This window comes from Variovorax sp. P4_B11 (assembly GCF_056402355.1).
This window is the reverse complement of record NZ_JBFUHO010000041.1, coordinates 49901-69684: the sequence shown is the minus strand read 5'-3', so window position 1 is coordinate 69684 and position 19784 is coordinate 49901. Positions and strand designations below refer to the sequence as shown.

Here is a 19784-nt window from a genome sequence, read left to right as displayed (position 1 = left end):
CGCGCGCCTCGCGGCCGGCCTTGAGCCAGGCCGGGCTGGCGTGGCGCCGGCCGCGCGCGTCGGCCCCCATGTTGGGCGCGCCGCCGAAGCCGGCGATGCGCCCGAGCGTGGCGGTCGAGCTGTTGCCGTCGAGGTCGACCTGCAGGGTCGAGCCGATGAACAGGTCGCAGGCGTAGTGGCCCGCCGCCTGGCAGAAGGCCCGGTTGCTGCGCAGGCTGCCGTCGGGCCCGGTGAAGAAGACATCGGAGCGGGCCCGGACGTAGTCCTCCATGCCGAGCTCGGAGCCGAAGGAATGCACCGACTCGACCCAGCCGGCCTCGATCGCCGGGATCAGCGCCGGGTGCGGGTTCAGCGCCCAGTGCTTGGCGATCCGGCCCTTGAGGCCCAGCGATTCGGCGTAGGTCGGCAGCAGCAGCTCGATCGCCGCGGTGTCGAAGCCGATGCCGTGGTTCAGGCGCTGCACACCGTACTCGGCGTAGATGCCCTTGATCGCCATCATCGCCATCAGCACCTGGATCTCGCTGATCTGCGCCGGGTCGCGCGTGAACAGCGGCTCGATGAAGTTCGGGCTCGGCGCCTGGACCACGAAGCTCACCCAGTCGGCCGGGATGTCGATGCGCGGCAGGGTCGTGGTCCGGCCGTCGACCAGCTCGTTGACCTGGGCGATCACGATGCCGCCCGAGAAGGCGGTGGCCTCGACGATGGCCGGCGTGTCCTCGGTGTTGGGCCCGGTGTAGAGGTTGCCCTCGGCGTCGGCCGCCTGCGCCGCCACCAGCGCCACCTTGGGCGTCAGGTCGACGAAGTAGCGTGCGAACAGTTCCAGGTAGGTGTGGATGGCGCCGATCTCGATCCGCCCGGCCGACACCAGCCCGGCGAGCCGCGCGCCCTGCGGCCCCGAGAAGCTGAAGTCGAGCCGTGCGGCGATGCCGTTCTCGAAGACGTCGAGGTGCTCCGGCAGCGCCAGCACCGACTGCACCATGTGCAGGCCGTGCACGCGCTGCGGATCGAGCCGCACCAGCGCCTTCGCCAGGAAGTCGGCCTGCTTCTGGTTGTTGCCCTCGAGGCAGACGCGGTCGCCGGGTTCGAGCACCGCTTCGAGCAGGGTGCCGATGGCCTCGGTGGCGACGCGCTTGCCCGCAAGCTGCGCGCCGAGCGCTTCGGCCGCGCGTGCGAGCCGGGCCGCGCGGTTGTCGGCCTTGGTGTTCCAGTTCATTCGGTCCATGGATGTGGCCCTCACGCCATGATGGCCTTGACGGCGAAGAACAGCAGCGATGGCCCGAGCAGGCAGCCGAGGCCGGTGTGGAAAGTGGCGACCAGCGCACCGTAGGGGACCAGCTTGCGGTCGGTGGCGGCGAGGCCGGCCGAGACGCCGCTGACGGTACCCGCCAGGCCGCCGAACACCATCGCCGAGCGCGGCGTCTTCAAGGCCAGGAAGCGGGCCGCGATCGGCGTGCCGACCATCACGATGATGGCCTTGACGAGCCCGGTGGCGATGCTGAGCGCCATGACGTCGGGGCTGGCGCCGATCGCCGCGCCGGTGACCGGGCCGACGATGTAGGTCACCGCACCGGCGCCGATGGTCGTCATGCTCACCGCATCCGAATAGCCGAAGCTCCAGGCGATGGCCGCGCCGACGACGAAGGGCAGCACGGTGCCCAGCAGCAGCGCGACGACACCGATCAGCCCGGCCTTGCGGGCCTCGGTGGCCTGCACTTCGAAGGCCGTGGCGACGATCGCGAAATCGCGCAGCATCGCGCCGCCCATCAGGCCGATGCCGCCGAACAGCGACACATCGGCCAGGCCCTTGTGGCCACCGGTCTGGGTGCCGCCCCAGTAGGCCAGCGCCAGGCCGATCACGATCGCGATGGCCGAGCCATGGACGCGGCCGAAAGTCAGCCGCTTCGAGATCTGTCCCGAGACCAGGACGATCAGGCCGACCACCGCGAAGGCGGCCACGAGGCCGTTCTGGGCCGCTGCTTTCTGCAGGATTTCGAGCATGGTGTTCACTCCGCTTCGGTCAGGAGGGGGTTGTCGTGCAGCAGCGGCGCGGGGACCGCCGGCTCCGCGGCCGGGCGCTCCATCCGGTTGATCAGCGCGATGACGACCGCGCAGACCGCGACCGCGGCGACCGCCGACAGCAGGGCCACCGGGCCGCCGCGCAGCGCCGCGACCATGTCCTGCTGGGCCGCCATCGCGACCACGACCGGGATGTACATCGCGCCCCAGTACTCCACGCCGAGTTCGGTCAGCTTGGGCAGCTTGTTGTTCTTCTGCATGGAGAGCCGGGCGAAGATCAGCAGCAGCATCGCGATGCCGACGCCGCCGACGTTGGTCTTGACGCCGAGCGCCTGCCCGAGCAGGTCGCCGATGAAGATGCCGAGCAGGTGGCAGACGGCCAGCAGCGCGGTGCCGTAGATGATCATGACTTGTCTCCTGGATCGGGCTGCGCGAAGGCGCTGTTCCCTGGAGACGAAAGGTACCGGCCGGCGCCGGTCCGATCAATTAAGCAGCGCTCGCGAAAACGTCGCGGAGCGAAACGATCGGGGGTTAACCCTGAGCCAGGTCGGCGCGGGCCATGCGGCACACCGCCAGCAGCGCGAGCAGGTTGGGGTCGCGCTCGCGCGTGCGCAGGAAGCTCACGCCGATCTTCTGGCGCATGAGGTAGCGCGGCTGCAAGGGGATCAGTTGCACCCGCTGCGGCATCACGCCGCGCACGCGGCCCGGCAGCAGCGTGTAGCCGATGCCGCCGCTGACCAGGTTCATCAGCGAGAAGATGTCGCCGGTCTCCATGACCACGTCGGGCGTGAAGCCGGCGATCCGAAAGGCTTCGCGGAAGCCGCTGTAGGTCACGAAGCCTTCGCTCAGGCTGACGAAACGCTCGCTGGCGCAGGCGCTCAGGTCGACCGCCTCGAGCCGGCCGTAGGGCGAGCCGGCCGGCGCGGCGAAGAAGATGTCGTCGTCGAAGAGCGGTTCGCTCTCCAGGTCGGGCGCGCCCTCGGGCATCCCGATCAACGCGGCATCGACCGCGCCGTCGCGCAGCTTCTGCAGCAGGTCGGCGTTGGAGCCGAGCACCAGTTCCAGCTGCAGTTCGGGCTTGCGCACCTTCATGCCCATCACGATCGCGGGCACGGTGCGGCTGGTGAGCGAGTAGAGCGAGCCGATGCGGATCCGGTCGGCCGAGTAGCCGGCCACCTCGCGGGTCGAGCGGATGCCCTGGGACATGGTGCGCAGCACGTCGCGCGCGACCTCGGCCAGGGCCTGGGCGGCTTCGGTCGGATGGAGATTGCGGCCCTCGTGGCGAAACAGTGCGCAGCGCATTCCGTTTTCGAGCGCATGCAGGGCCCGGTGGACGGTGACGGTGCTGGTGTCGAGCCGCTCGGCGGCACGCGCGAGATTGCCGGTCTCCATGAAGGCGAGCAGGATCTCGAGCCTGCGAAAGGTGATGTCGTCGTCGACGCGCTCGTCCATGGGCTGCCTGCGGGGCGGGGTGCGATGCGCGCTATCTTACGCAGGCACCCGTGCCGCCCCCGCGGCGGCTGGCGGCTCAGGCCACGAAGCGGGGGAGCGTGGGGTCAGGCCGGCGCCGGGCCGCCCCAAGGCGGCCTGCGGCCCCCCGGGGGGCAGCGACCCACACGAAGTGGGGGAGCGTGGGGGTCAGTCAGGCCGGCGCCGGGCCGCCCCAAGGCGGCCTGCGGCCCCCTCGGGGGGCAGCGACCCACACGAAGTGGGGGCGCGTGGGGGTCAGCTCGCGGCCCGCTCGTGCCGGTCGGCGGCCGCGAACAGGTCGTCGGCAAAGCTGCGGTCGGTGCGGGCGAAGGTCCAGGCCCATTCACGGACCGCGTCGGCTTCGGCCTTGCGCGACGGCGGGGCTTCGGGGGCTGCCGCCTTCCAGCCGGTCAGCAGCCGGAGGCCGAGGGACAGGACATGCGACAGGGCGCGGGCCGCCGGCGAGGCGCCGGGAGCATCGACGGAAAGACCGTTGGCGAGGATCGTGGACATGGGGTTCTCCTGAAGCCCCAACGCGAATTCGCACAGGGCTGGCGCAATTATAAGGGTTAACCCTAATTCGTGCTGGACCCGGTACCAGACCCGTGAAACCCGCATCGTGCCTGGCGAGCTCATTCGTTACCATGGCGCGGGCCGCTCCGACCCGCCTCCATCCAAGACCGGCACATGGCTGACACGAAATTCGATTCCGACTCGCTGCCCGGCGTCGTATCAACCGCCGCCTCGGACCTGTCGAGTCTGCGGCCCAGCCTGGTCGAGAACGCCCTGACCCAGGCGCTGCCCCTGCCCGACATCATGTTCGGCGGCGCCGTGCTGGTCTTCGTGATCATGTTCCACGCTTTCTGGATCCGCATCATCACGAGCTCGTATCTCAAACGGACCCACGCGCTGCGCCTGCGCGCTTCGCTGTGGCGTGCCGACCTGCTGTTCACGGTCACGGTGATGATGCTGCTGGCGCTGCACCTGGCCGAGGTGGTGGTCTGGTCGGCCGCGCTGAAGTTCGGCGACATCGTGGGCGACTGGTCGAGTGCGGCCTACTTCGCGGCCAACTGCTACACCGCGCTGGGAGAGCCGTTCTCGCTGCCGCGCGCCTGGCGCATCGTGCCCCCGATCATCGGCATCTCGGGCATCTTCGCCTTCGCCTGGACCGCCAGCGTGCTGGTCAACTTCGTGGCGCGCTACAACGAGCTCCGGGCCGACATCCTGGGCCACACGCAGGCGGGCAAGCCGGGCGACCGCGCGACGCTTCCGTAGCGGCGCACGGGTATCGCGGGCGGCCCGCACGCCCGGGCCGATACCATCGGCGGCATGAGTCCAAAGCGCCCACGCATCTACCTGGCCGGCCCCGATGTCTTCTTTCCGGGGCGCGAAAGCATCTTCGCTGCGCTGAAGGCGCACTGCGATCGCCTGGGCCTGGCCGGTGTCGCGCCGACCGACGCCCCGCTGGCCCTGCCGCCGGCGGCGAACGACGACGAGCGGGCACAGGCCATCTACGAAGGCAACGCCGCGCTGATCCGCGAAGCCGACGGCGTCATCGCCAACCTGATGAATTTCCGCGGCCAGGAGCCCGACTCCGGCACGGTGTTCGAGGTCGGATACGCCGTCGCGCTCGGCAAGCCGGTGGTCGGATACGGCGTTCCGCGGGGAAGCTATGCGGACCGCGTGCAGGCCGCGATTCCGTGCCGGCGCGACGCTGCCGGCGTGGTCACCGAGCTGGCCGGCGGGACGACGGTCGAAGGGCTCGGACAAGCGCTGAATCTCATGCTCGCGCGATCGATCGCGTTCGCACCCGACGCCGCGGCGGCGCTCGACAGTCTGGCGCAGAAGCTGACACGCGGATCGCCGGCGACGCACTGAGCAAGGTCGCCCGGGTTCAGGCGGCCTCGGGCCGCAGCCAGCGCAGCGCGTAGCTGCGCAGTGCCTCGATCTGCTGCCCGATCAGGCTGAGTTCGGTGCCCACCAGCTGCGTGGCCGGGTCGCCCTCGCCGTCCGGCCCGGCCAGGCCGGCCAGCCGCTGGACCTCCGACACCCGGCCCGTCATCGCCTCGAGTGCCTCCGCCGAGGCCTGCTCGATGTTCGCCGCCAGTGCCTCCAGGGCCTCCGCCGCTGCGGCCGCCACCGCGTGCAGCGCGGCCGCGTGCGCGGCGCTGCGCAAGGCCACGCGGTGCGCACCCAGCGCCGAAAGATAGCTCAGCAGGGTGTGCGACTGGATCAGGAAGCGCAGCGCGACGCCGGCCCGCGGCCGCACCCGTGCGGGCTCGCGGAACATCTCGGAGACGGCGACCGCCAGCGCCGCGTCGGCGTTGTGGGCGTTGCGCCGGGCCAGCCGGTAGGCCAGGTCGTCCCGCGCGCCGGCGTGGTACTGCTGGGCGATCCCGCGCAGATAGAGCGCCTGGTTGCGCATCGCCGCAGCCGCCAGTTCGTTGAAGCGCCGCGCCTGCCAATGCGGCAGCACCAGCACCATGGCCAGCCCGGCGATCAGGCTGCCGATCGCGGTATCGACCAGCCGCGGCACGATCAGCACGCCGCCGTCGCCCACCTGGTTGAAGCACATCAGCACCAGCACCGTCATGCTGGCCGTGGCCAGCAGGTAGCGCGTGCTGCGCGTCGCGAAGAAGAGCACGCCGGCCGCCACGGCCAGCAGCGCCTCGACCAGGTGCTGGGGAAACAGGTCGAGCAACGCCCAGCCGATCACCACGCCGACCGCGGTGCCCGCCATGCGCTGGCCCATGCGCAACACCGTATCGCCCCATGTCTGCTGGCAGACGAAGAGCGTGGTCAGCAGAATCCAGTAGCCCTGCGCGGGATGGATCACGCGCATCAAGCCATAGCCGGCCGCCAGCGCGAGCGCCAGTCGCAGCGCGTGGCGGAACAACGGCGATCGCGGCGTGAGCTGGCGCCGGACCCGCTCGAGCGCATCGCGCCAGGAGCGCGGCGAGCGATCGAACAGGCCCATGTCCGTGCGTCCGGCCCGCGCCGAGGGCTGGGTGGCGCCGGCCAGCTGGCCGTCGAGCTGCTCCAGGTTGCGCGCGAGCGCCTCGACCGACGCCAGCAGCGCCAGTCGCACCGGCTCTGCGGCATGCGAGCGCTCGTGCGCGATCGCGCTGCGCAGGTCGGCCAGCGCCTGCACCGTCGCACTGTCGGCGGCGAAGGGCTCGCGCCGCTCGATCGACAGCCCGAGCCGTTCGCAGGCCTCGCCCTGCAGGCGCAGCACGCGCTGGCAACGGTAGAGCAGGTCGCTGTGGAAGAAGGCGTCCGCCAACGCGTTGTAGTCGTCATGGGACGAGCTCGCGCGCTCGTGCACGTCCTGCGCGATCAGGTAGAGGCCGCGGTAGCGCGCGATCCGCCCGGTGGGCGCGCGGGCACCGATGCGCCTGAAGATGCTCTCCTTGGCGGCATTGAGTTCGGCCACCACTTCCGCATTGAGCTGCGACAGCGACAGCCGCTTGCGCTCGATGTCGATGCCGCGCAACGGCTCGAACAGCGAGGCCTTGAAACGCACATAGTGGCCCAGCACCGCATACAGCCGGGCCAGGCGCGCCTGCACCGGCTGGGCCGGAAAGGCCACGCACCAGGCCACCGAGAAGACGCCGTACCAGGCGGCGCCGGCGAGCAGCAGCAGCAGCTCCAGGCGGCGTTCGACTGGACCCGCGAGCGGGTGGTTGCCGATGCCGAGCGTGGCGTACATCGCGAGGATCAGCGTCGCGTAGCCGATCGCCTTGTAGCGCGCCTCGACCGCCCCGAGCATCGTCAGCCAGAACGCGGCCAGCGCGAGGCCGGCGATGAACGGGATGGGCATGTCGATCAAGGCCGACACCGCGAAGGCGGCCCCCGCGAAGCAGGCCAGCGTGACCATCTGGGTGCGATAGCGCCCCCGCCCGCTGTCGTCGGTCTCGGCCAGCGCGCTCGCGATCGCGCCGAGGAACAGCGGGGTCACGGCCTCCATCCGCGCCATGGCGCCGCACGCCGCCATCAGGCTGCCGAGGGTCAGCAGCACACGCAGCGCCTGGGCCTGGCCCGAGCCCCACCTGTGCAGCCGTTGCGGAAAGGTATCGATCACGAAAGAGAGCATGCCACCGCTTCTCGCAGGATGCGTGCCACGACCCCTGCCCCCGCGCAAGGGCTGCGCGCGGCACGGTGTCCTACGCGGTACTGCTCGCGTAGTACCGCGACTTGTCCTCGTACATGGCGCGGTCGGCCCTCAGCAATGCCGCTTCCAGCTGGTCCCCGGAAGCGCAGGTCGCCACGCCGATCGCCAGGCTGACGGCACGCCCGCTCTGCCCCGCATGGAACTGGTTGTTGAGGTCGAGCAGCGACAGGATGCGCTCCCGCATGGCCGCGGCGCCGCGCTCGTCGGTCGTGGGCAGCAGCACCGCGAACTCGTCGCCGCCGACGCGCGCCGGCCAGCCGGGCGCGTCCACGGCCTTGGAGAGCACTTCGCCGACGCGGCGCAGCAAGGCATCGCCGGCGGCGTGGCCGTCCTCGTCGTTGGTGCGCTTGAGTCCGTTGAGGTCGATCGCGATGACGGACACCGGCCAGGGGCCCTTGCGCGACAGCCGGTGCAGCTCTTCGGTATAGAAGGCGCGGTTGCACAGCTGCGTCAGCACGTCGTGCTTTCCGAGGTACTCGAGGTAGGCCTCGGCCTTCTTGCGCGCCGTGATGTCGACCAGCGACACCAGCACCAGGTCCCAGGTCTGCAGGTGGTGCTGCAGCACGGTGAACTGCATGTGGATGTTGATCAGGTCGCCGCTCAGCGCGTAGTTGACGACCTCGCGCTGCTGCGAGGTCTTGTTGTCCCAGAGGTCCCGCAACTGCTCGGCGAAGGAATCCTGCATCTCGCCGCGAAACACCTTGCCGATGTTGCGCAGCAGGTCGGGCGTGTCGGCGGCGCCGAACATCCGCAGCGTCTCGCGGTTGACGTCGATCACCCGGATCTCCTGCATGCAGCGGGTGACGAATTCAGGATGCACCTTGATGAAGGTCGTGAAATCGGTGATGCCGCGCTGCCGGATCTCGTCGAGCAGCTTCTTGACGGCGCTGAAATCCTCGACCCACAGCGAGACCGGCGAGTGGCCGAAGAGGTCGCGCGCATAGCGCTCGGCGTCCGTACGCTCGCGGTAGGCGGCGACGCGGGCCGTGATGTCTTCCAGCGACACCAGCACGCGGTCCCAGCGCGCTTCGTGGCCCGGAAGGATCCGCAGGCGCACCTGCACGTCGAGCCGGCGGCCGTCGAGCGTGTAGTTGACGGTCTGGTTCTCCGCGCTCAGGGCCCCCTGCCAGAGCTGTTGGAGCTCATGCAGGACGCTGTCGGCCATGTCGTCGCGGAAGACCTGGTCCAGCTTGGCCAACAGGGCTTCCTGGCTCGGTGCGCCGAACAGGGCCAGCGTGTGCTGGTTGACGCGCCGGACCTTGAAGCGCGCCATGCAGTCGCGGACCCGGGCCGGATCCTCGGCGAGGTGCGCGGCCAGGTCGGTGACGCCGGCGGCGCGCCATTCGTCGAACAGGTCCTTGAGTCCGCTGTAGTCCTCGAGCCAGAGGGAGACGGGCGACAGGTCGAACATCGACTCGAGGTCGGCAGACTGGGACATGGAGGCAGGTTTCCTGGAGGCAGAAGCTGGATTTCGCGCCAAGGGGCTGGATGAGTCGCCTATTGTCCATGCATTGCATTTCGCATCGCAGCTGGTGGAGGTCGTCTCGGCGCGGCCGGACAGGAGTCGCGCAGCGTCTCGGTGCACCCTGTAGACGGCGCCAGCGTGCGCTGGGCACGCCGCAACGCCTGGCCGTCGGCAAGAACCCGAACTGGATCGAGATCGTCGATCTGCCCTGAGCCGTCCGAAGGCCCTGTCGGCGTCGGCACCGGCCCCTACCCCCGCGTCTTCCCCGCCACCAGCCGCATCCCCGGCATCAGCTCGGCCGCGAGTTCCGGCCGCTCGAGCGCGTACTCGAGATTCATGCGCGCGATCTCCACGTGCTCCTCGCCGAGCGCCTGCGCGCGCGAGCCCTGGCCGCGCTCGATGGCCTGGACCATCGCATGGTGCGTGCGGTGGGCCTGCTTCATCCACTGGTGCCCTTCCTCTTCCATCGAGGACTGCATCGGCAGCATCGCGCTCGGCGAGGCGAAGGGCTGGCCGTCGAGCATGTCCATCACGCGCTGCAGCGCGAGGTTGCCGCAGCCCTGCATGATCAGCTTGTGGAAGCGGTCGTTCATCTCGACGTAGGCCGCGTAGTCGTCCAGGCCCATCTCGGCCTTGTTGACCGCCTTGTCGCCGTCGTCGAGGCACTCGTGCAGCTCGCGCAGCAACTGGCGCGAAGCGCCCTCCTCGGCCAGCAGGCGGGCCGCGAACCCCTCGACCACGCCGCGCACGCGGATCGCGTCGGCGATCTCCTGCGAGGTGAAGCGGCGCATCTGGTAGCCGCCGCTCGGCGACTGCTCGATCAGGCCCTCATGCTCCAGGCTGGTCAACGCCAGCCGCACCGGCGTGCGCGAAGCGCCGAGTTTTTCCGCCAGCGGAATCTCGGCCAACCGCTCGCCAGGCACGAATTCGCCCTTGAGGATCAGGTCGCGGAGTTGAACCAGCACGCGGGATTGTTGAGAGTCCATCTGGGTCGGCAGAGCGAAGGAATGACTCGATTCTAAGGAGATCAGCCTGCGCTGCACACAGCCTCGGATGGATGGTCCAGTTGTTGCATGCATCGATGCAACCACGCAGTATGAATACCTAGATGCACCATGAAGATGCACTCAAAAATCAGTGTTAACCCTTTGTCCAGCCCCGGAAACAGCGAATGCGCGCGAAAAAAGATTGACCTGGAACAAAGACCGATCCGACAATGTATGCAATTGCATGCAGTCCATGTTTCCAAAAGTCACCTCTCGATGGAGTACCCATGATCAGCGCTGAACAGAACGATTTGATGACCCGGATCGGCCGGGGCACCCCCGCCGGCAAGCTGCTGCGCCGCTACTGGCAACCGGTGGCCCTCGCCGACGAACTGGCCGGCCCGCGCCCGGTCAAGGCGGTTCAGCTGATGGGCCAGCACTTCGTGCTGTTTCGCGACGAGAAGGGCCAGCTGGGCATGCTCGACCGCGACTGCCCACACCGCGGCGCCGACCTGGCTTTCGGCCGCCTCGAGGACGGCGGCCTGCGCTGCCCCTTTCACGGCTGGCTGTTCGACGCCAGGGGCAACTGCCTCGAAACGCCCGCCGAACCCGTGGGCAGCAAGCTGTGCAGCCGCATCAAGCAGGCCGCCTATCCGGTGGTCGAGCGCGCCGGCACCGTGTTCGCTTACATCGGCGAAGGCGAGCCGCCGGCCTTCCCCGAATTCGACTGCTTCGTGGCACCCGACTCGCACACCTTCGCCTTCAAGGGCCTGTTCGAGTGCAACTGGCTGCAGGCGCTGGAGGTCGGCATCGACCCGGCGCACGCCTCCTACCTGCATCGCTTCTTCGAGGACGCGGACACCTCGGAGAGCTACGGCAAGCAGTTCCGCGGCGCCTCGGCCGACTCCGACATGCCGATCACCCAGGTGCTGCGCGAGTACGACCGCCCGGACATCAGCGTCGAGCCGACCGACTACGGCATGCGGCTGACGGCGCTGCGCCAGCTCTCGCAGACCCAGACCCACGTGCGCGTGACCAACGTGGTGTTCCCGCAGGCCTTCGTGATCCCGATGAGCGCCGAGATGACGATCTCGCAGTGGCATGTGCCGGTCGACGACACGCGCTGCTACTGGTATGCGATCTTCACCAGCTTCACCAGCCCGGTCGACAAGCAGCAGATGCGCGACCAGCGGCTCGCGCTGTACGAGCTGCCCGACTACACCTCGCGCAAGAACAAGCGCAACAACTACGGCTACAGCATCGACGAGCAGCTGAGCCAGACCTACACCGGCATGGGCGACGACATCAACGTCCACGACCAATGGGCCATCGAGTCGCAGGGCCCGATCCAGGACCGCACGCGCGAGCATCTGGGCAGCACCGACAAGGGGATCATCACCTACCGCCGCATGCTGGTGAAAGCCATCGAGAGCACGCAGGCCGGCGAAGGCGCGCCGATGCTGATCGACGCCGCGCAGGCCCGCCTGCTCACCGGACCGCCGTCGATCGACGGCATCGGCGAAGCCGGCAACACCGACGGCTACTGGCAGAGCGCCGACCGCGAACGCCGCCTCCAGTCGGACTGGGCCTCGGCCCGCCTGGCCGCCGCCTGAGCACGCAACGCCATGAGCTCCTTCGTAGACCGCCACGGCCTCTGGTCCGACGACCAGCGCAAGCAAGCCCAGGAACTGGTGCGCCGCATCGATGCCGGCGAAGTCGACGTGGTGCGCTTCGCCTGGCCCGACCAGCACGGCCTGCTGCGCGGCAAGACCCTGGTCGCCAGCGAGGCCCGCGCCGCGCTGTGGGACGGCGTCAACCTGACCTCCACGCTGCTGGCCAAGGACACCTCGCACAAGACCGTGTTCCCGGTGTTCGCGGCCGGCGGCGGCTTCGCCATCGAGGGCTTCCAGGGCGGCGCCGATTTCACGATCGTGGCCGATCCCTCGACCTTCAAGCTGCTGCCGTGGGCGCCGCGCTCGGGCTGGGTCCTGTGCGACGCCTACATGGCCGACGGCAAGCCCTGCCCCTACGCGACGCGCCAGATCCTGCAGCGCGCCGTGCAGCAGCTCGACGAGACGGGACTGGACTTCATCGCCGGCCTCGAGGTCGAGTTCCATGTCTTCAAGCTCGAGGACCCGCGCATGGGCCTGGCCGATTCGGGCCAGCCCGGCGAGCCGCCGCGCGTGTCTCTGCTGTCGCATGGCCACCAGTACCTGACCGAGCTGCGCTACGACCGCGTCGACGCCGTGATGGAGCTGCTGCGCTCGCAGCTGGTCGCGCTCGGCCTGCCGCTGCGCTCGCTCGAGATCGAGTTCGGCCCGAGCCAGTTCGAGCTGACTTTCGGACCCACCGCCGGCGTGCTGCCGGCCGACACCATGGTGCTGCTGCGCAGCGCCATCAAGCAGATCTGCCAGCGCGCCGGCTACCACGCGACCTTCATGTGCCGTCCGCGCATCCCGAACGTGATGTCCAGCGGCTGGCACCTGCACCAGTCGCTGCGCCGCAGGAGCGACGGCGTGAACGCCTTCATGCCCTCGGAGCCCGGCCAGGACTTGAGCGACCTCGGACTGCACTACCTCGGCGGGCTCAAGGAGCACGCCTGCGGCTCGGCCGCGCTGGCCAGCCCGACGATCAACGGCTATCGGCGCTACCGCCCCTTCTCGCTGGCACCCGACCGCGCCATCTGGGCCCGCGACAACCGCGGCGCGATGCTGCGCGTGCTGGGCGGCGTCGGACAGAACGCGACGCGGATCGAGAACCGGGTGGGCGAGCCGACCGCCAATCCGTACCTCTACCTGGCGTCGCAGCTGTTCTCGGGGCTCGACGGCATGCGCAACAAGACGAACCCGGGCCCATCGGCCGACGCGCCCTACGAGACGCCGGCGGAGCACCTGCCGCGTTCGCTCGGCGATGCGCTGAAATGCCTGCGCAACGACGAGATGCTCAACGCGCAGTTGGGCAAGAGCTTCGTCGACTATCTCTGCCACATCAAGGAAGCGGAGATCGCCCGCTTCAACCTCGAAGTCAGCGAGTGGGAACACCGCGAGTACTTCGATATGTTCTGATCCCGCCCGCCATGCCCACGATCCACTACATCCTGAAAGACGACAGCTGCCGCAGCGTCGACGCCAAGGCCGGCTCCAGCGTCATGGAGAACGCCATCCGCGGCAACATCCGCGGCATCGATGCCGAATGCGGCGGCTCGTGCGCGTGCGCGACCTGCCACGTCTACGTCGACGAGGCCTTCGTCGATCGGCTGCCGCCGGCCGACGAGATGGAAAGCGAACTGCTCGACGGCGTCGCCTCCGAGCGGCTGCCGAACAGCCGCCTTTCCTGTCAGCTCATGGTGACGGCCGAGCTCGACGGCCTCACGGTGCGCGTGCCCGAGACCCAGAGCTGATGCCCGCCGCCCACCCCCTGGTGATCGTCGGCGCGTCCTATGCCGGCGTTCAGCTGGCCGCCAGCGCCCGCGAGCTCGGTTTCGAGGAGCGCATCGTCATCGTCGGCGACGAGCTGCATGCGCCCTACCAGCGCCCGCCCCTGTCCAAGGGCCTGCTGACCGGCAAGACGACCCTCGACCAGCTGCCGTTGCGCGGCCCCGACTTCTTCGAGCAGAACCGCATCGAGCTGCGGCTCGGCCGCCGCGCCGAAGCGCTGGATGCCGGCGCCCGCTCGGTGACGCTGGACGACGGCGCCGTGCTCGACTACGGCTGGCTCGCGCTGACCCCCGGCGCGCGCTGCAGACCATTCACGCTGCCCGGCGCAGACCTCGACGGCGTGCTCGACCTGCGCACCCTCGACGATGCGCTGCGCGTGGCCCATGCCGCCGAGCGCAGCCAGCGCGCCTGCGTGATCGGCGGCGGCTTCATCGGCCTCGAAGTCGCTTCGGCGCTGCGCGCGCGCGGCGTCGCGGTGACGGTGATCGAAGCGCAGCCGCATCTGCTGGCGCGCGCCTTCCCGCCGGCGATGTCGGCCTTCGTCGAGAACGCGCACCGGCGCCGCGGCGTCGAACTGCTGACCGGCCGCGGCGTGCGTGCGCTGCACGGCGAACAGGGCCGCGTGGCCGCGGTCGAGCTCGACGGCGGCCAGCGCATCGATTGCGACCTGGTGGTGCTCGGCATCGGCGTGCTCCCCAATGCCGAGCTGGCGCAGCAGGCCGGCATCGCGGTCGACAACGGCATCGTGGTCGACATGCTGGGCCGCAGCTCGGCGCCGCGCGTGCTGGCCGCGGGCGACGTCGCCAACATGGCGCTGCCGCCGGCACCCGGCGCACCGGCGCGCATGCGGCTCGAATCGATCCAGTCGGCCAACGACGGCGCCCGCGCGCTGGCCTCGCTGATCGTCGGACACGAACGGCCCTGCACTGCCGTGCCCTGGTTCTGGAGCGACCAGTTCGACCTCAAGTTCCAGATGACCGGCCTGGCCGCGCCGGGCGACGAGGTGGTGCTGCGCGGCGACATGGCGAGCGACCGCTTCAGCGTGTTCTACCTGCGCCACGGCACCCTCGTCGCCGCGCATTCGGTGAACAAGCCGGCCGAGCACATGCAGAGCCGCAAGCTGATCGGCGCCCGCGCCTGCGCCAGCGCCGACCAGCTCGCCGACGAATCCTTCGACCTCAAGACGCTGGCCCCGAAGACGCCGGAGGCCCTGGCCGCGTGAGATCCGGGGCCGCGCCGGCCCCGACCGCATTCCCTGATCACCCCTTGCCTGCCGGTTCGCCGGTTTCACTGAACGGAGCTTCCACGATGATGATGAACAAGAGAAATGTGCTTGCCACCCTGACCCTGGCCTGCCTCGGCGCCTTCGGTGCCATGGCCGGCGCGCACGCCGCCGGCGAGCCGCTGCGCATCGGCCTGATCGCGACCTACTCCGGCCCGTACGCCGACTACGGCCGCCAGTTCGATGCCGGCGTCGCGCTGTATCTCAAGGAGCACGGCGGCAAGATCGCCGGCCGCCCGGTCGAAGTCATCAAGAAGGACACCGCGGGCCCGGCGCCCGACGCCGCCAAGCGCATCGCGCAGGAGCTGGTGGTGCGCGACAAGGTGAGCATCCTCACCGGCCTCGACTTCAGCCCCAACGCCTACGCCGTCGCGGCCATCGCGACGCAGGCCAAGATCCCGACCCTCGTGATGAATGCGGCGTCCTCCGCCATCACGACCAGCTCGCCCTACGTGGCGCGGCTGTCGTTCACCGTGCAGCAGGTCACCGACCCGATGGCGCGCTGGATGGTCAAGCAGGGCATGAAGGAGGCCTACACCGTGGTCGCCGACTACGCCTCGGGCGTCGACGCCGAGACCGCGTTCAAGAAGGCCTTCGCGGCCGAAGGCGGCAAGGTGGTCGGCGAAGTCCGCACGCCGATGAACAACCCCGACTTCTCGGCCTACGTGCAGCGCATCAAGGACGCCAAGCCGCAGGCGGTGTTCTTCTTCTTTCCCTCGGGCGTGATGCCGCCGGCCTTCCTCAAGGTCTGGAAGGAGCGCGGCATGGAAGAAGCCGGCATCAAGCTCTACGCCACCGGCGAAGCGACCGACGACAGCTACCTCGACGCCACCGGAGAGGTGGCGCTGGGCCTGGTCACGAGCCATCATTATTCGTACGCGCATCCGTCGCCGAAGAACCAGAAGTTCGTCAAGGACTTCGCGGCCGAGTTCGGCACCAAGATGCGCCCGAGCTACTTCGCGGTCACCGCCTACGACACGATGGCGGCGATCGACCTGGCGCTGGCCAAGACCCGCGGCGAGGTCTCGGGCGACAAAGTCATGGAAGCACTCAAGGGCCTCGGCTTCGAGAGCCCGCGCGGCCCGATCGCGATCGACCCCGCCACGCGCGACATCGTGCAGACGGTCTACATCCGCAAGACCGAACGCAACAAGGGCGGCGAGCTCGTGAACGTCGAATTCGACAAGTTCGAGCGCGTCAAGGACCCGGCCAAGGAAAGCCAGTAGACCGCGGGGGCGGCGCGCCAGCGGCAACGGGACATCCATGGGAATCGTGATCTTCGACGGAGTGGCCTACGGCATGCTCCTGTTCCTCATCGGGGTGGGCCTGTCCATCACGATGGGCCTCATGAACTTCGTCAACCTCGCGCACGGCACGTTCGCGATGGTCGGCGGCTACGCCGCGAGCGTTCTGATGAACCACTTCGGCGTCGGCTTCTTCCCGTCGCTGGCGGCGGCTTTCGTCGCCGCGGCAGGGGTCGGCGCGGTGCTCGAGTTCTGCTTCTACCGGCGGCTCTATCGTGCGCATCCGCTCGACCAGGTGCTGCTGTCGATCGGCATCGTGTTCGTCTCGGTCGCCGTCTTCACCTACTTCTTCGGACCGACGATGCAGGCCTTCCAGCTGCCGCCGGTGCTGGACGGCCGCATCTCGCTGCTGGGCCTGGAGGTGGGCCGCTACCGCCTGTTCCTGATCCTCTGCGGCGTGACGGTGCTCGCCGGCCTGCTGGGGGTGCTCGGCAAGACGCGCTACGGCGCAATGGTGCGGGCCGCGGTGGACAACCAGCGCGTCGCCGGCGGCACCGGCATCCACGTTCAGCGGCTGTTCTTCTTGACCTTCTCGCTGGGCTGCGGCCTGGCCGGCCTGGGCGGCGCCTTGAGCCTCGGCATGCTCGGCCTCGAGCCCTCCTTCCCGCTCAAGTACCTCGTGTACTTCCTGATCGTCGTCTGCGTCGGCGGCGCCGGCACCATCACCGGCCCCTTCGTGGCCGCGCTGCTGGTCGGCATCGTCGACGTCGCGGGCAAGTACTTCCTGCCGCAAGCCGGCGCGTTTCTCATCTATGTCGTCATGATCATCATGTTGCTGATGCGCCCCAACGGCATCATCCCGCGCAAGGGGCTCGCATGAGACCCCGCACGGCCGTTCCGAAGGGAGCGCGCACCGCAGTGCGGAGCAAGGAGCTTGCCCAATGAAAGCCATCGTCGTTTCGCCGGCTCGCCTGCGCGCGGTCGAAGTCGCCTTCTGGCTTGCGCTGGGCGCCAGCTTCTTCCTGCTGCCGGACAAGCTCACGCTGATGAGCCAGATCATGATCTTCGGGCTGTTCGCGGTCTCGCTGGACATGGCGCTCGGCTATGCGGGCATCCTCACGGTGGGCCATGCGGCCTTCTTCGGCGCCGGCGCCTATGCCGCCGGGCTGCTGGCAAAGCATGGCTGGAGCGAACCCTTCAGCGGCCTCTTGTTCGCGCTCGTGGTGTGCGCCGCGCTGGGCTATCTGCTGAGCTACCTGATCGTGCGCGGGGCCGACCTCACGCGGCTGATGATCACCATCGGCGTCTGCGTGCTGCTGGCCGAAGGGGTCAACCGGCTGTCGCCCATCACCGGCGGCACCGACGGCCTGCAGGGCGTCGCGATCTCGCCGGTGCTCGGGCTGTTCGAGTTCGACCTGTTCGGCAAGACCGCCTTCGCCTATGCCTACGGCGTGGTGCTGCTGGTGTTCCTCGGCGTCCGGCGGGTGCTGCGTTCGCCCTTCGGCCTCACGCTGCGCGGCATCCACGACAACCGCAAGCGCATGCTCGCGATCGGCTCGCCGGTCGAGGCACGCCTGCGCCTGGCCTACGCGCTGTCGGCCGGCGTGGCCGGCATCGCCGGCGCGCTGCTGGCCCAGACCACGCAGTTCGTCGGCATCGAGTCGATCGGCTTCAACCGCTCGGCCGAAGTACTGATCATCCTGGTGCTCGGCGGCACCGGCCGGCTCTACGGCGGGATGATCGGCGCGATCGTCTACATGCTGGTGCACGAGGGGTTCGCCGATCTCAATCCCGAGTACTGGATGTTCTGGCTCGGCATCTTCCTGATCGCCGCCGTCATGCTGGGCCGTGGCGGGATCATGGGCGCGCTGTCGCGCCTGGTGAAGACCGGGAGGACGACTTCATGAGCCGCATCGCCGCACTTCGCACCCGCGGGCTCGGGATCTCCTTCGGCGCCTTCCGCGCGGTCGACGACGTCAACCTCACGCTCGAACCCGGCGCGCGGCAGGCCCTGATCGGCCCGAACGGCGCCGGCAAGACCACGCTGATCAACCTGCTGACGGGCGTCTTCAAGCCGACCCACGGAACGATCCACATGGGCGAGCGCGAGCTCACCTCGCTCAGCGCCGACAGGCGGGCCCGGCTGGGCCTGGCGCGCACCTTCCAGATCAACACGCTGTTTCCCAGCCTGACGCCGCTGCTGTCCGTGGTGCTCGCGATCAGCGAGCGCGAAGGCCTGGGTGCCGTCTGGTGGCGTCCGCTCAGGCGCAACAAGGCCGTGTTCGACGAGGCCCATGCGCTGCTCGGGCGCCTCAAGCTCGACGCGCTGGCCGAGCTGCCGGTGGCCGAGCTGGCCTACGGCAAGCAGCGGCTGCTCGAAATCGCGCTGGCGATGGCAGCCAAACCCCGCATCCTGCTGCTCGACGAGCCCGCCGCCGGCGTGCCCGAGGACGAGAGCGGCGAACTCTTCGAAGTCATCGCGGCGCTGCCGCAGGACATCAGCGTGCTGTTCATCGAACACGACATGAATCTCGTGTTTCGTTTTTCGCGCCGCATCTCGGTGCTGGTCGCCGGCCAGATCCTGACCGAGGGCACTCCCGCCGAGATCGGCCGCGACCCACGGGTGCGCGAGGTCTATCTCGGCCATTCGGGAGCAGCCCATGGTTAGGACGAAACACCCCCGAAGCGCCTGCGGCGCCTCCCCCTCAAGGGGGCGATACCAGCGGCCCGGCAAAGCCGGTTCCGCGGTATCCCTGGCATTTGGCTGCGCCTGTCTCATGCGTCGCGGGTCCCGCGAGCGCGTGGAGGAACACTGAGATGCTCTCCTTCGACCAAGTAGTCGCCGGCTACGGCAACGCCGTGGTGCTCGACCGCCTGAGCTTCGCGCTCGCGCAAGGCCAGAGCCTCGCGATCCTGGGACGCAACGGCGTCGGCAAGACCACGCTGCTCGAAACGCTGATGGGCAACACCCGCGTGATGCGCGGCGCGCTGCGCTGGTGCGGCCAGGACATCACGCGCTGGCCCGCTCACCGCCGGGTGCACGCCGGCCTCGGCTGGGTGCCGCAGGAGCGCGAGGTGTTCCCGTCGCTGACCGTCGAGGAGAACCTGACCGTGATCGCGCGGCGGGGCAAGTGGAACCTGCAGCGGGTCTACGCGTTCTTTCCGCGGCTGCGCGAGCGGCGCGGCAACTACGGCAACCAGTTGTCGGGCGGCGAGCAGCAGATGCTGGCCATCGGCCGCGCGCTGATGACCAACCCGAAGCTGCTGCTGCTCGACGAGCCGATGGAGGGCCTGGCGCCGATCATCGTCGAGGAGCTGGCCCGCTCGATCCGCCACCTGTGCGAGAGCGAGGGCCTGGCGTCGATCGTGGTCGAGCAGCATCCGGTGCTGGCCCTCGAGATGACGCACCAGGCGATCGTGCTCGAGCGCGGCACTGTGGTGCATGTCGGCCCGAGCGCGGCGCTGGCCGGCGATGCGGCCCTGCTCGAAGGCCTGCTCGGCGTGGGCATTGCCGTCGCGAAATAAGCCTGCCGGCAACACATACGCCGCAATGGCATCCCTCATCAACCTGCATAGGGCATAGATGCGCCAATGGATAGGTAGAGCGATAGCCGCACTGGTTCACTGAATGCTCCGCAAAAAGCCGACCCAGGGCCGACCAGGCGGAGGCCCGAAGTCATACCCCTGCACGCTCTCCCACTCCAAGACGCAGC

General features: G+C 69.2%; 19 protein-coding genes. 11 read left to right on the top strand and 8 right to left on the bottom strand.

Going from position 1 to position 19784, the window contains the following annotated elements; translation table 11 throughout:
• From AC1DYD_RS28520 to AC1DYD_RS28500, 5 genes are all read right to left on the bottom strand, one after another.
• Positions 1-1222: malonate decarboxylase subunit alpha (locus AC1DYD_RS28520; RefSeq protein ID WP_478176115.1), on the bottom strand; the 1222-nt coding region annotated here is incomplete at its 3' end.
• An 11-nt stretch (positions 1223-1233) separates the two neighbouring features.
• Positions 1234-1998 (bottom strand): malonate transporter subunit MadM, encoded by a 765-nt coding sequence (gene madM, locus AC1DYD_RS28515; protein ID WP_478176114.1) that lies wholly within the window; start codon positions 1996-1998, stop codon positions 1234-1236.
• Between the two features lie 5 nt (positions 1999-2003).
• On the bottom strand, positions 2004-2423 hold the full coding sequence (gene madL / locus AC1DYD_RS28510) for a malonate transporter subunit MadL (protein WP_478176113.1): 420 nt from the start codon (positions 2421-2423) through the stop codon (positions 2004-2006).
• Positions 2424-2547: 124 nt separating this feature from the next.
• Positions 2548-3468, bottom strand: coding sequence for a LysR family transcriptional regulator (locus AC1DYD_RS28505; RefSeq protein WP_478176112.1), 921 nt, complete (start codon positions 3466-3468; stop codon positions 2548-2550).
• A gap of 273 nt (positions 3469-3741) precedes the next feature.
• Complete coding sequence (locus AC1DYD_RS28500) at positions 3742-3999, bottom strand: hypothetical protein (protein WP_478176111.1); 258 nt, start codon at positions 3997-3999, stop codon at positions 3742-3744.
• Positions 4000-4173: 174 nt separating this feature from the next.
• Here AC1DYD_RS28500 and AC1DYD_RS28495 point away from each other — a divergent pair, with 174 nt between their 5' ends.
• On the top strand, positions 4174-4761 hold the full coding sequence (locus AC1DYD_RS28495) for a hypothetical protein (protein WP_478176110.1): 588 nt from the start codon (positions 4174-4176) through the stop codon (positions 4759-4761).
• A gap of 54 nt (positions 4762-4815) precedes the next feature.
• Positions 4816-5364 (top strand): nucleoside 2-deoxyribosyltransferase, encoded by a 549-nt coding sequence (locus AC1DYD_RS28490; RefSeq protein ID WP_478176109.1) that lies wholly within the window; start codon positions 4816-4818, stop codon positions 5362-5364.
• A 16-nt stretch (positions 5365-5380) separates the two neighbouring features.
• On the opposite strand, the gene yccS is transcribed toward AC1DYD_RS28490, so the two are convergent.
• From yccS to AC1DYD_RS28475, 3 genes are all read right to left on the bottom strand, one after another.
• On the bottom strand, positions 5381-7579 hold the full coding sequence (gene yccS, locus AC1DYD_RS28485; protein WP_478176108.1) for a YccS family putative transporter: 2199 nt from the start codon (positions 7577-7579) through the stop codon (positions 5381-5383).
• Between the two features lie 70 nt (positions 7580-7649).
• Positions 7650-9095, bottom strand: coding sequence for a sensor domain-containing diguanylate cyclase (locus AC1DYD_RS28480; protein ID WP_478176107.1), 1446 nt, complete (start codon positions 9093-9095; stop codon positions 7650-7652).
• A gap of 275 nt (positions 9096-9370) precedes the next feature.
• Positions 9371-10108 (bottom strand): GntR family transcriptional regulator, encoded by a 738-nt coding sequence (locus AC1DYD_RS28475; protein ID WP_478176106.1) that lies wholly within the window; start codon positions 10106-10108, stop codon positions 9371-9373.
• A 287-nt stretch (positions 10109-10395) separates the two neighbouring features.
• Here AC1DYD_RS28475 and AC1DYD_RS28470 point away from each other — a divergent pair, with 287 nt between their 5' ends.
• The 9 genes from AC1DYD_RS28470 to AC1DYD_RS28430 all read left to right on the top strand — a co-directional run bounded on the left by AC1DYD_RS28470 (position 10396) and on the right by AC1DYD_RS28430 (position 19596).
• A complete protein-coding gene (locus AC1DYD_RS28470) occupies positions 10396-11721 on the top strand; it encodes an aromatic ring-hydroxylating dioxygenase subunit alpha (protein WP_478176105.1) in 1326 nt (441 codons plus the stop codon).
• A 12-nt stretch (positions 11722-11733) separates the two neighbouring features.
• On the top strand, positions 11734-13173 hold the full coding sequence (locus tag AC1DYD_RS28465) for a glutamine synthetase family protein (RefSeq protein WP_478176104.1): 1440 nt from the start codon (positions 11734-11736) through the stop codon (positions 13171-13173).
• 11 nt (positions 13174-13184) lie between these two features.
• Complete coding sequence (locus AC1DYD_RS28460; RefSeq protein ID WP_478176103.1) at positions 13185-13508, top strand: 2Fe-2S iron-sulfur cluster-binding protein; 324 nt, start codon at positions 13185-13187, stop codon at positions 13506-13508.
• Positions 13508-14767 (top strand): NAD(P)/FAD-dependent oxidoreductase, encoded by a 1260-nt coding sequence (locus tag AC1DYD_RS28455; RefSeq protein ID WP_478176102.1) that lies wholly within the window; start codon positions 13508-13510, stop codon positions 14765-14767. Before AC1DYD_RS28460 ends, AC1DYD_RS28455 begins: the two co-directional genes overlap by 1 nt.
• An 86-nt stretch (positions 14768-14853) precedes the next feature.
• On the top strand, positions 14854-16053 hold the full coding sequence (locus tag AC1DYD_RS28450; protein WP_478176101.1) for an ABC transporter substrate-binding protein: 1200 nt from the start codon (positions 14854-14856) through the stop codon (positions 16051-16053).
• 37 nt (positions 16054-16090) lie between these two features.
• Positions 16091-16951, top strand: a complete 861-nt coding sequence (locus tag AC1DYD_RS28445; protein WP_478176100.1) for a branched-chain amino acid ABC transporter permease — start codon at positions 16091-16093, stop codon at positions 16949-16951.
• Between the two features lie 61 nt (positions 16952-17012).
• Complete coding sequence (locus AC1DYD_RS28440; RefSeq protein WP_478176099.1) at positions 17013-17978, top strand: branched-chain amino acid ABC transporter permease; 966 nt, start codon at positions 17013-17015, stop codon at positions 17976-17978.
• The gene (locus tag AC1DYD_RS28435) at positions 17975-18739 is read left to right on the top strand and encodes an ABC transporter ATP-binding protein (protein ID WP_478176098.1); all 765 of its coding nucleotides are present in this window, start codon (positions 17975-17977) and stop codon (positions 18737-18739) included. The genes AC1DYD_RS28440 and AC1DYD_RS28435 overlap by 4 nt, the downstream gene beginning before the upstream one ends.
• Positions 18740-18888: 149 nt before the next feature.
• The gene (locus AC1DYD_RS28430; RefSeq protein ID WP_478176097.1) at positions 18889-19596 is read left to right on the top strand and encodes an ABC transporter ATP-binding protein; all 708 of its coding nucleotides are present in this window, start codon (positions 18889-18891) and stop codon (positions 19594-19596) included.
• Positions 19597-19784: the final 188 nt, after the last annotated feature.

What these genes read in the sequence shown, in the direction of transcription:
- madM (WP_478176114.1), bottom strand. Translation starts at nt 1,998, where the DNA reads ATGCTCGAAATCCTGCAGAAAGCAGCGGCCCAGAACGGCCTCGTGGCC.
- madL (WP_478176113.1), bottom strand. Translation starts at nt 2,423, where the DNA reads ATGATCATCTACGGCACCGCGCTGCTGGCCGTCTGCCACCTGCTCGGC.
- AC1DYD_RS28505 (WP_478176112.1), bottom strand. Translation starts at nt 3,468, where the DNA reads ATGGACGAGCGCGTCGACGACGACATCACCTTTCGCAGGCTCGAGATC.
- AC1DYD_RS28500 (WP_478176111.1), bottom strand. Translation starts at nt 3,999, where the DNA reads ATGTCCACGATCCTCGCCAACGGTCTTTCCGTCGATGCTCCCGGCGCC.
- AC1DYD_RS28495 (WP_478176110.1), top strand. Translation starts at nt 4,174, where the DNA reads ATGGCTGACACGAAATTCGATTCCGACTCGCTGCCCGGCGTCGTATCA.
- AC1DYD_RS28490 (WP_478176109.1), top strand. Translation starts at nt 4,816, where the DNA reads ATGAGTCCAAAGCGCCCACGCATCTACCTGGCCGGCCCCGATGTCTTC.
- yccS (WP_478176108.1), bottom strand. Translation starts at nt 7,579, where the DNA reads ATGCTCTCTTTCGTGATCGATACCTTTCCGCAACGGCTGCACAGGTGG.
- AC1DYD_RS28480 (WP_478176107.1), bottom strand. Translation starts at nt 9,095, where the DNA reads ATGTCCCAGTCTGCCGACCTCGAGTCGATGTTCGACCTGTCGCCCGTC.
- AC1DYD_RS28475 (WP_478176106.1), bottom strand. Translation starts at nt 10,108, where the DNA reads ATGGACTCTCAACAATCCCGCGTGCTGGTTCAACTCCGCGACCTGATC.
- AC1DYD_RS28470 (WP_478176105.1), top strand. Translation starts at nt 10,396, where the DNA reads ATGATCAGCGCTGAACAGAACGATTTGATGACCCGGATCGGCCGGGGC.
- AC1DYD_RS28465 (WP_478176104.1), top strand. Translation starts at nt 11,734, where the DNA reads ATGAGCTCCTTCGTAGACCGCCACGGCCTCTGGTCCGACGACCAGCGC.
- AC1DYD_RS28460 (WP_478176103.1), top strand. Translation starts at nt 13,185, where the DNA reads ATGCCCACGATCCACTACATCCTGAAAGACGACAGCTGCCGCAGCGTC.
- AC1DYD_RS28455 (WP_478176102.1), top strand. Translation starts at nt 13,508, where the DNA reads ATGCCCGCCGCCCACCCCCTGGTGATCGTCGGCGCGTCCTATGCCGGC.
- AC1DYD_RS28450 (WP_478176101.1), top strand. Translation starts at nt 14,854, where the DNA reads ATGATGATGAACAAGAGAAATGTGCTTGCCACCCTGACCCTGGCCTGC.
- AC1DYD_RS28445 (WP_478176100.1), top strand. Translation starts at nt 16,091, where the DNA reads ATGGGAATCGTGATCTTCGACGGAGTGGCCTACGGCATGCTCCTGTTC.
- AC1DYD_RS28440 (WP_478176099.1), top strand. Translation starts at nt 17,013, where the DNA reads ATGAAAGCCATCGTCGTTTCGCCGGCTCGCCTGCGCGCGGTCGAAGTC.
- AC1DYD_RS28435 (WP_478176098.1), top strand. Translation starts at nt 17,975, where the DNA reads ATGAGCCGCATCGCCGCACTTCGCACCCGCGGGCTCGGGATCTCCTTC.
- AC1DYD_RS28430 (WP_478176097.1), top strand. Translation starts at nt 18,889, where the DNA reads ATGCTCTCCTTCGACCAAGTAGTCGCCGGCTACGGCAACGCCGTGGTG.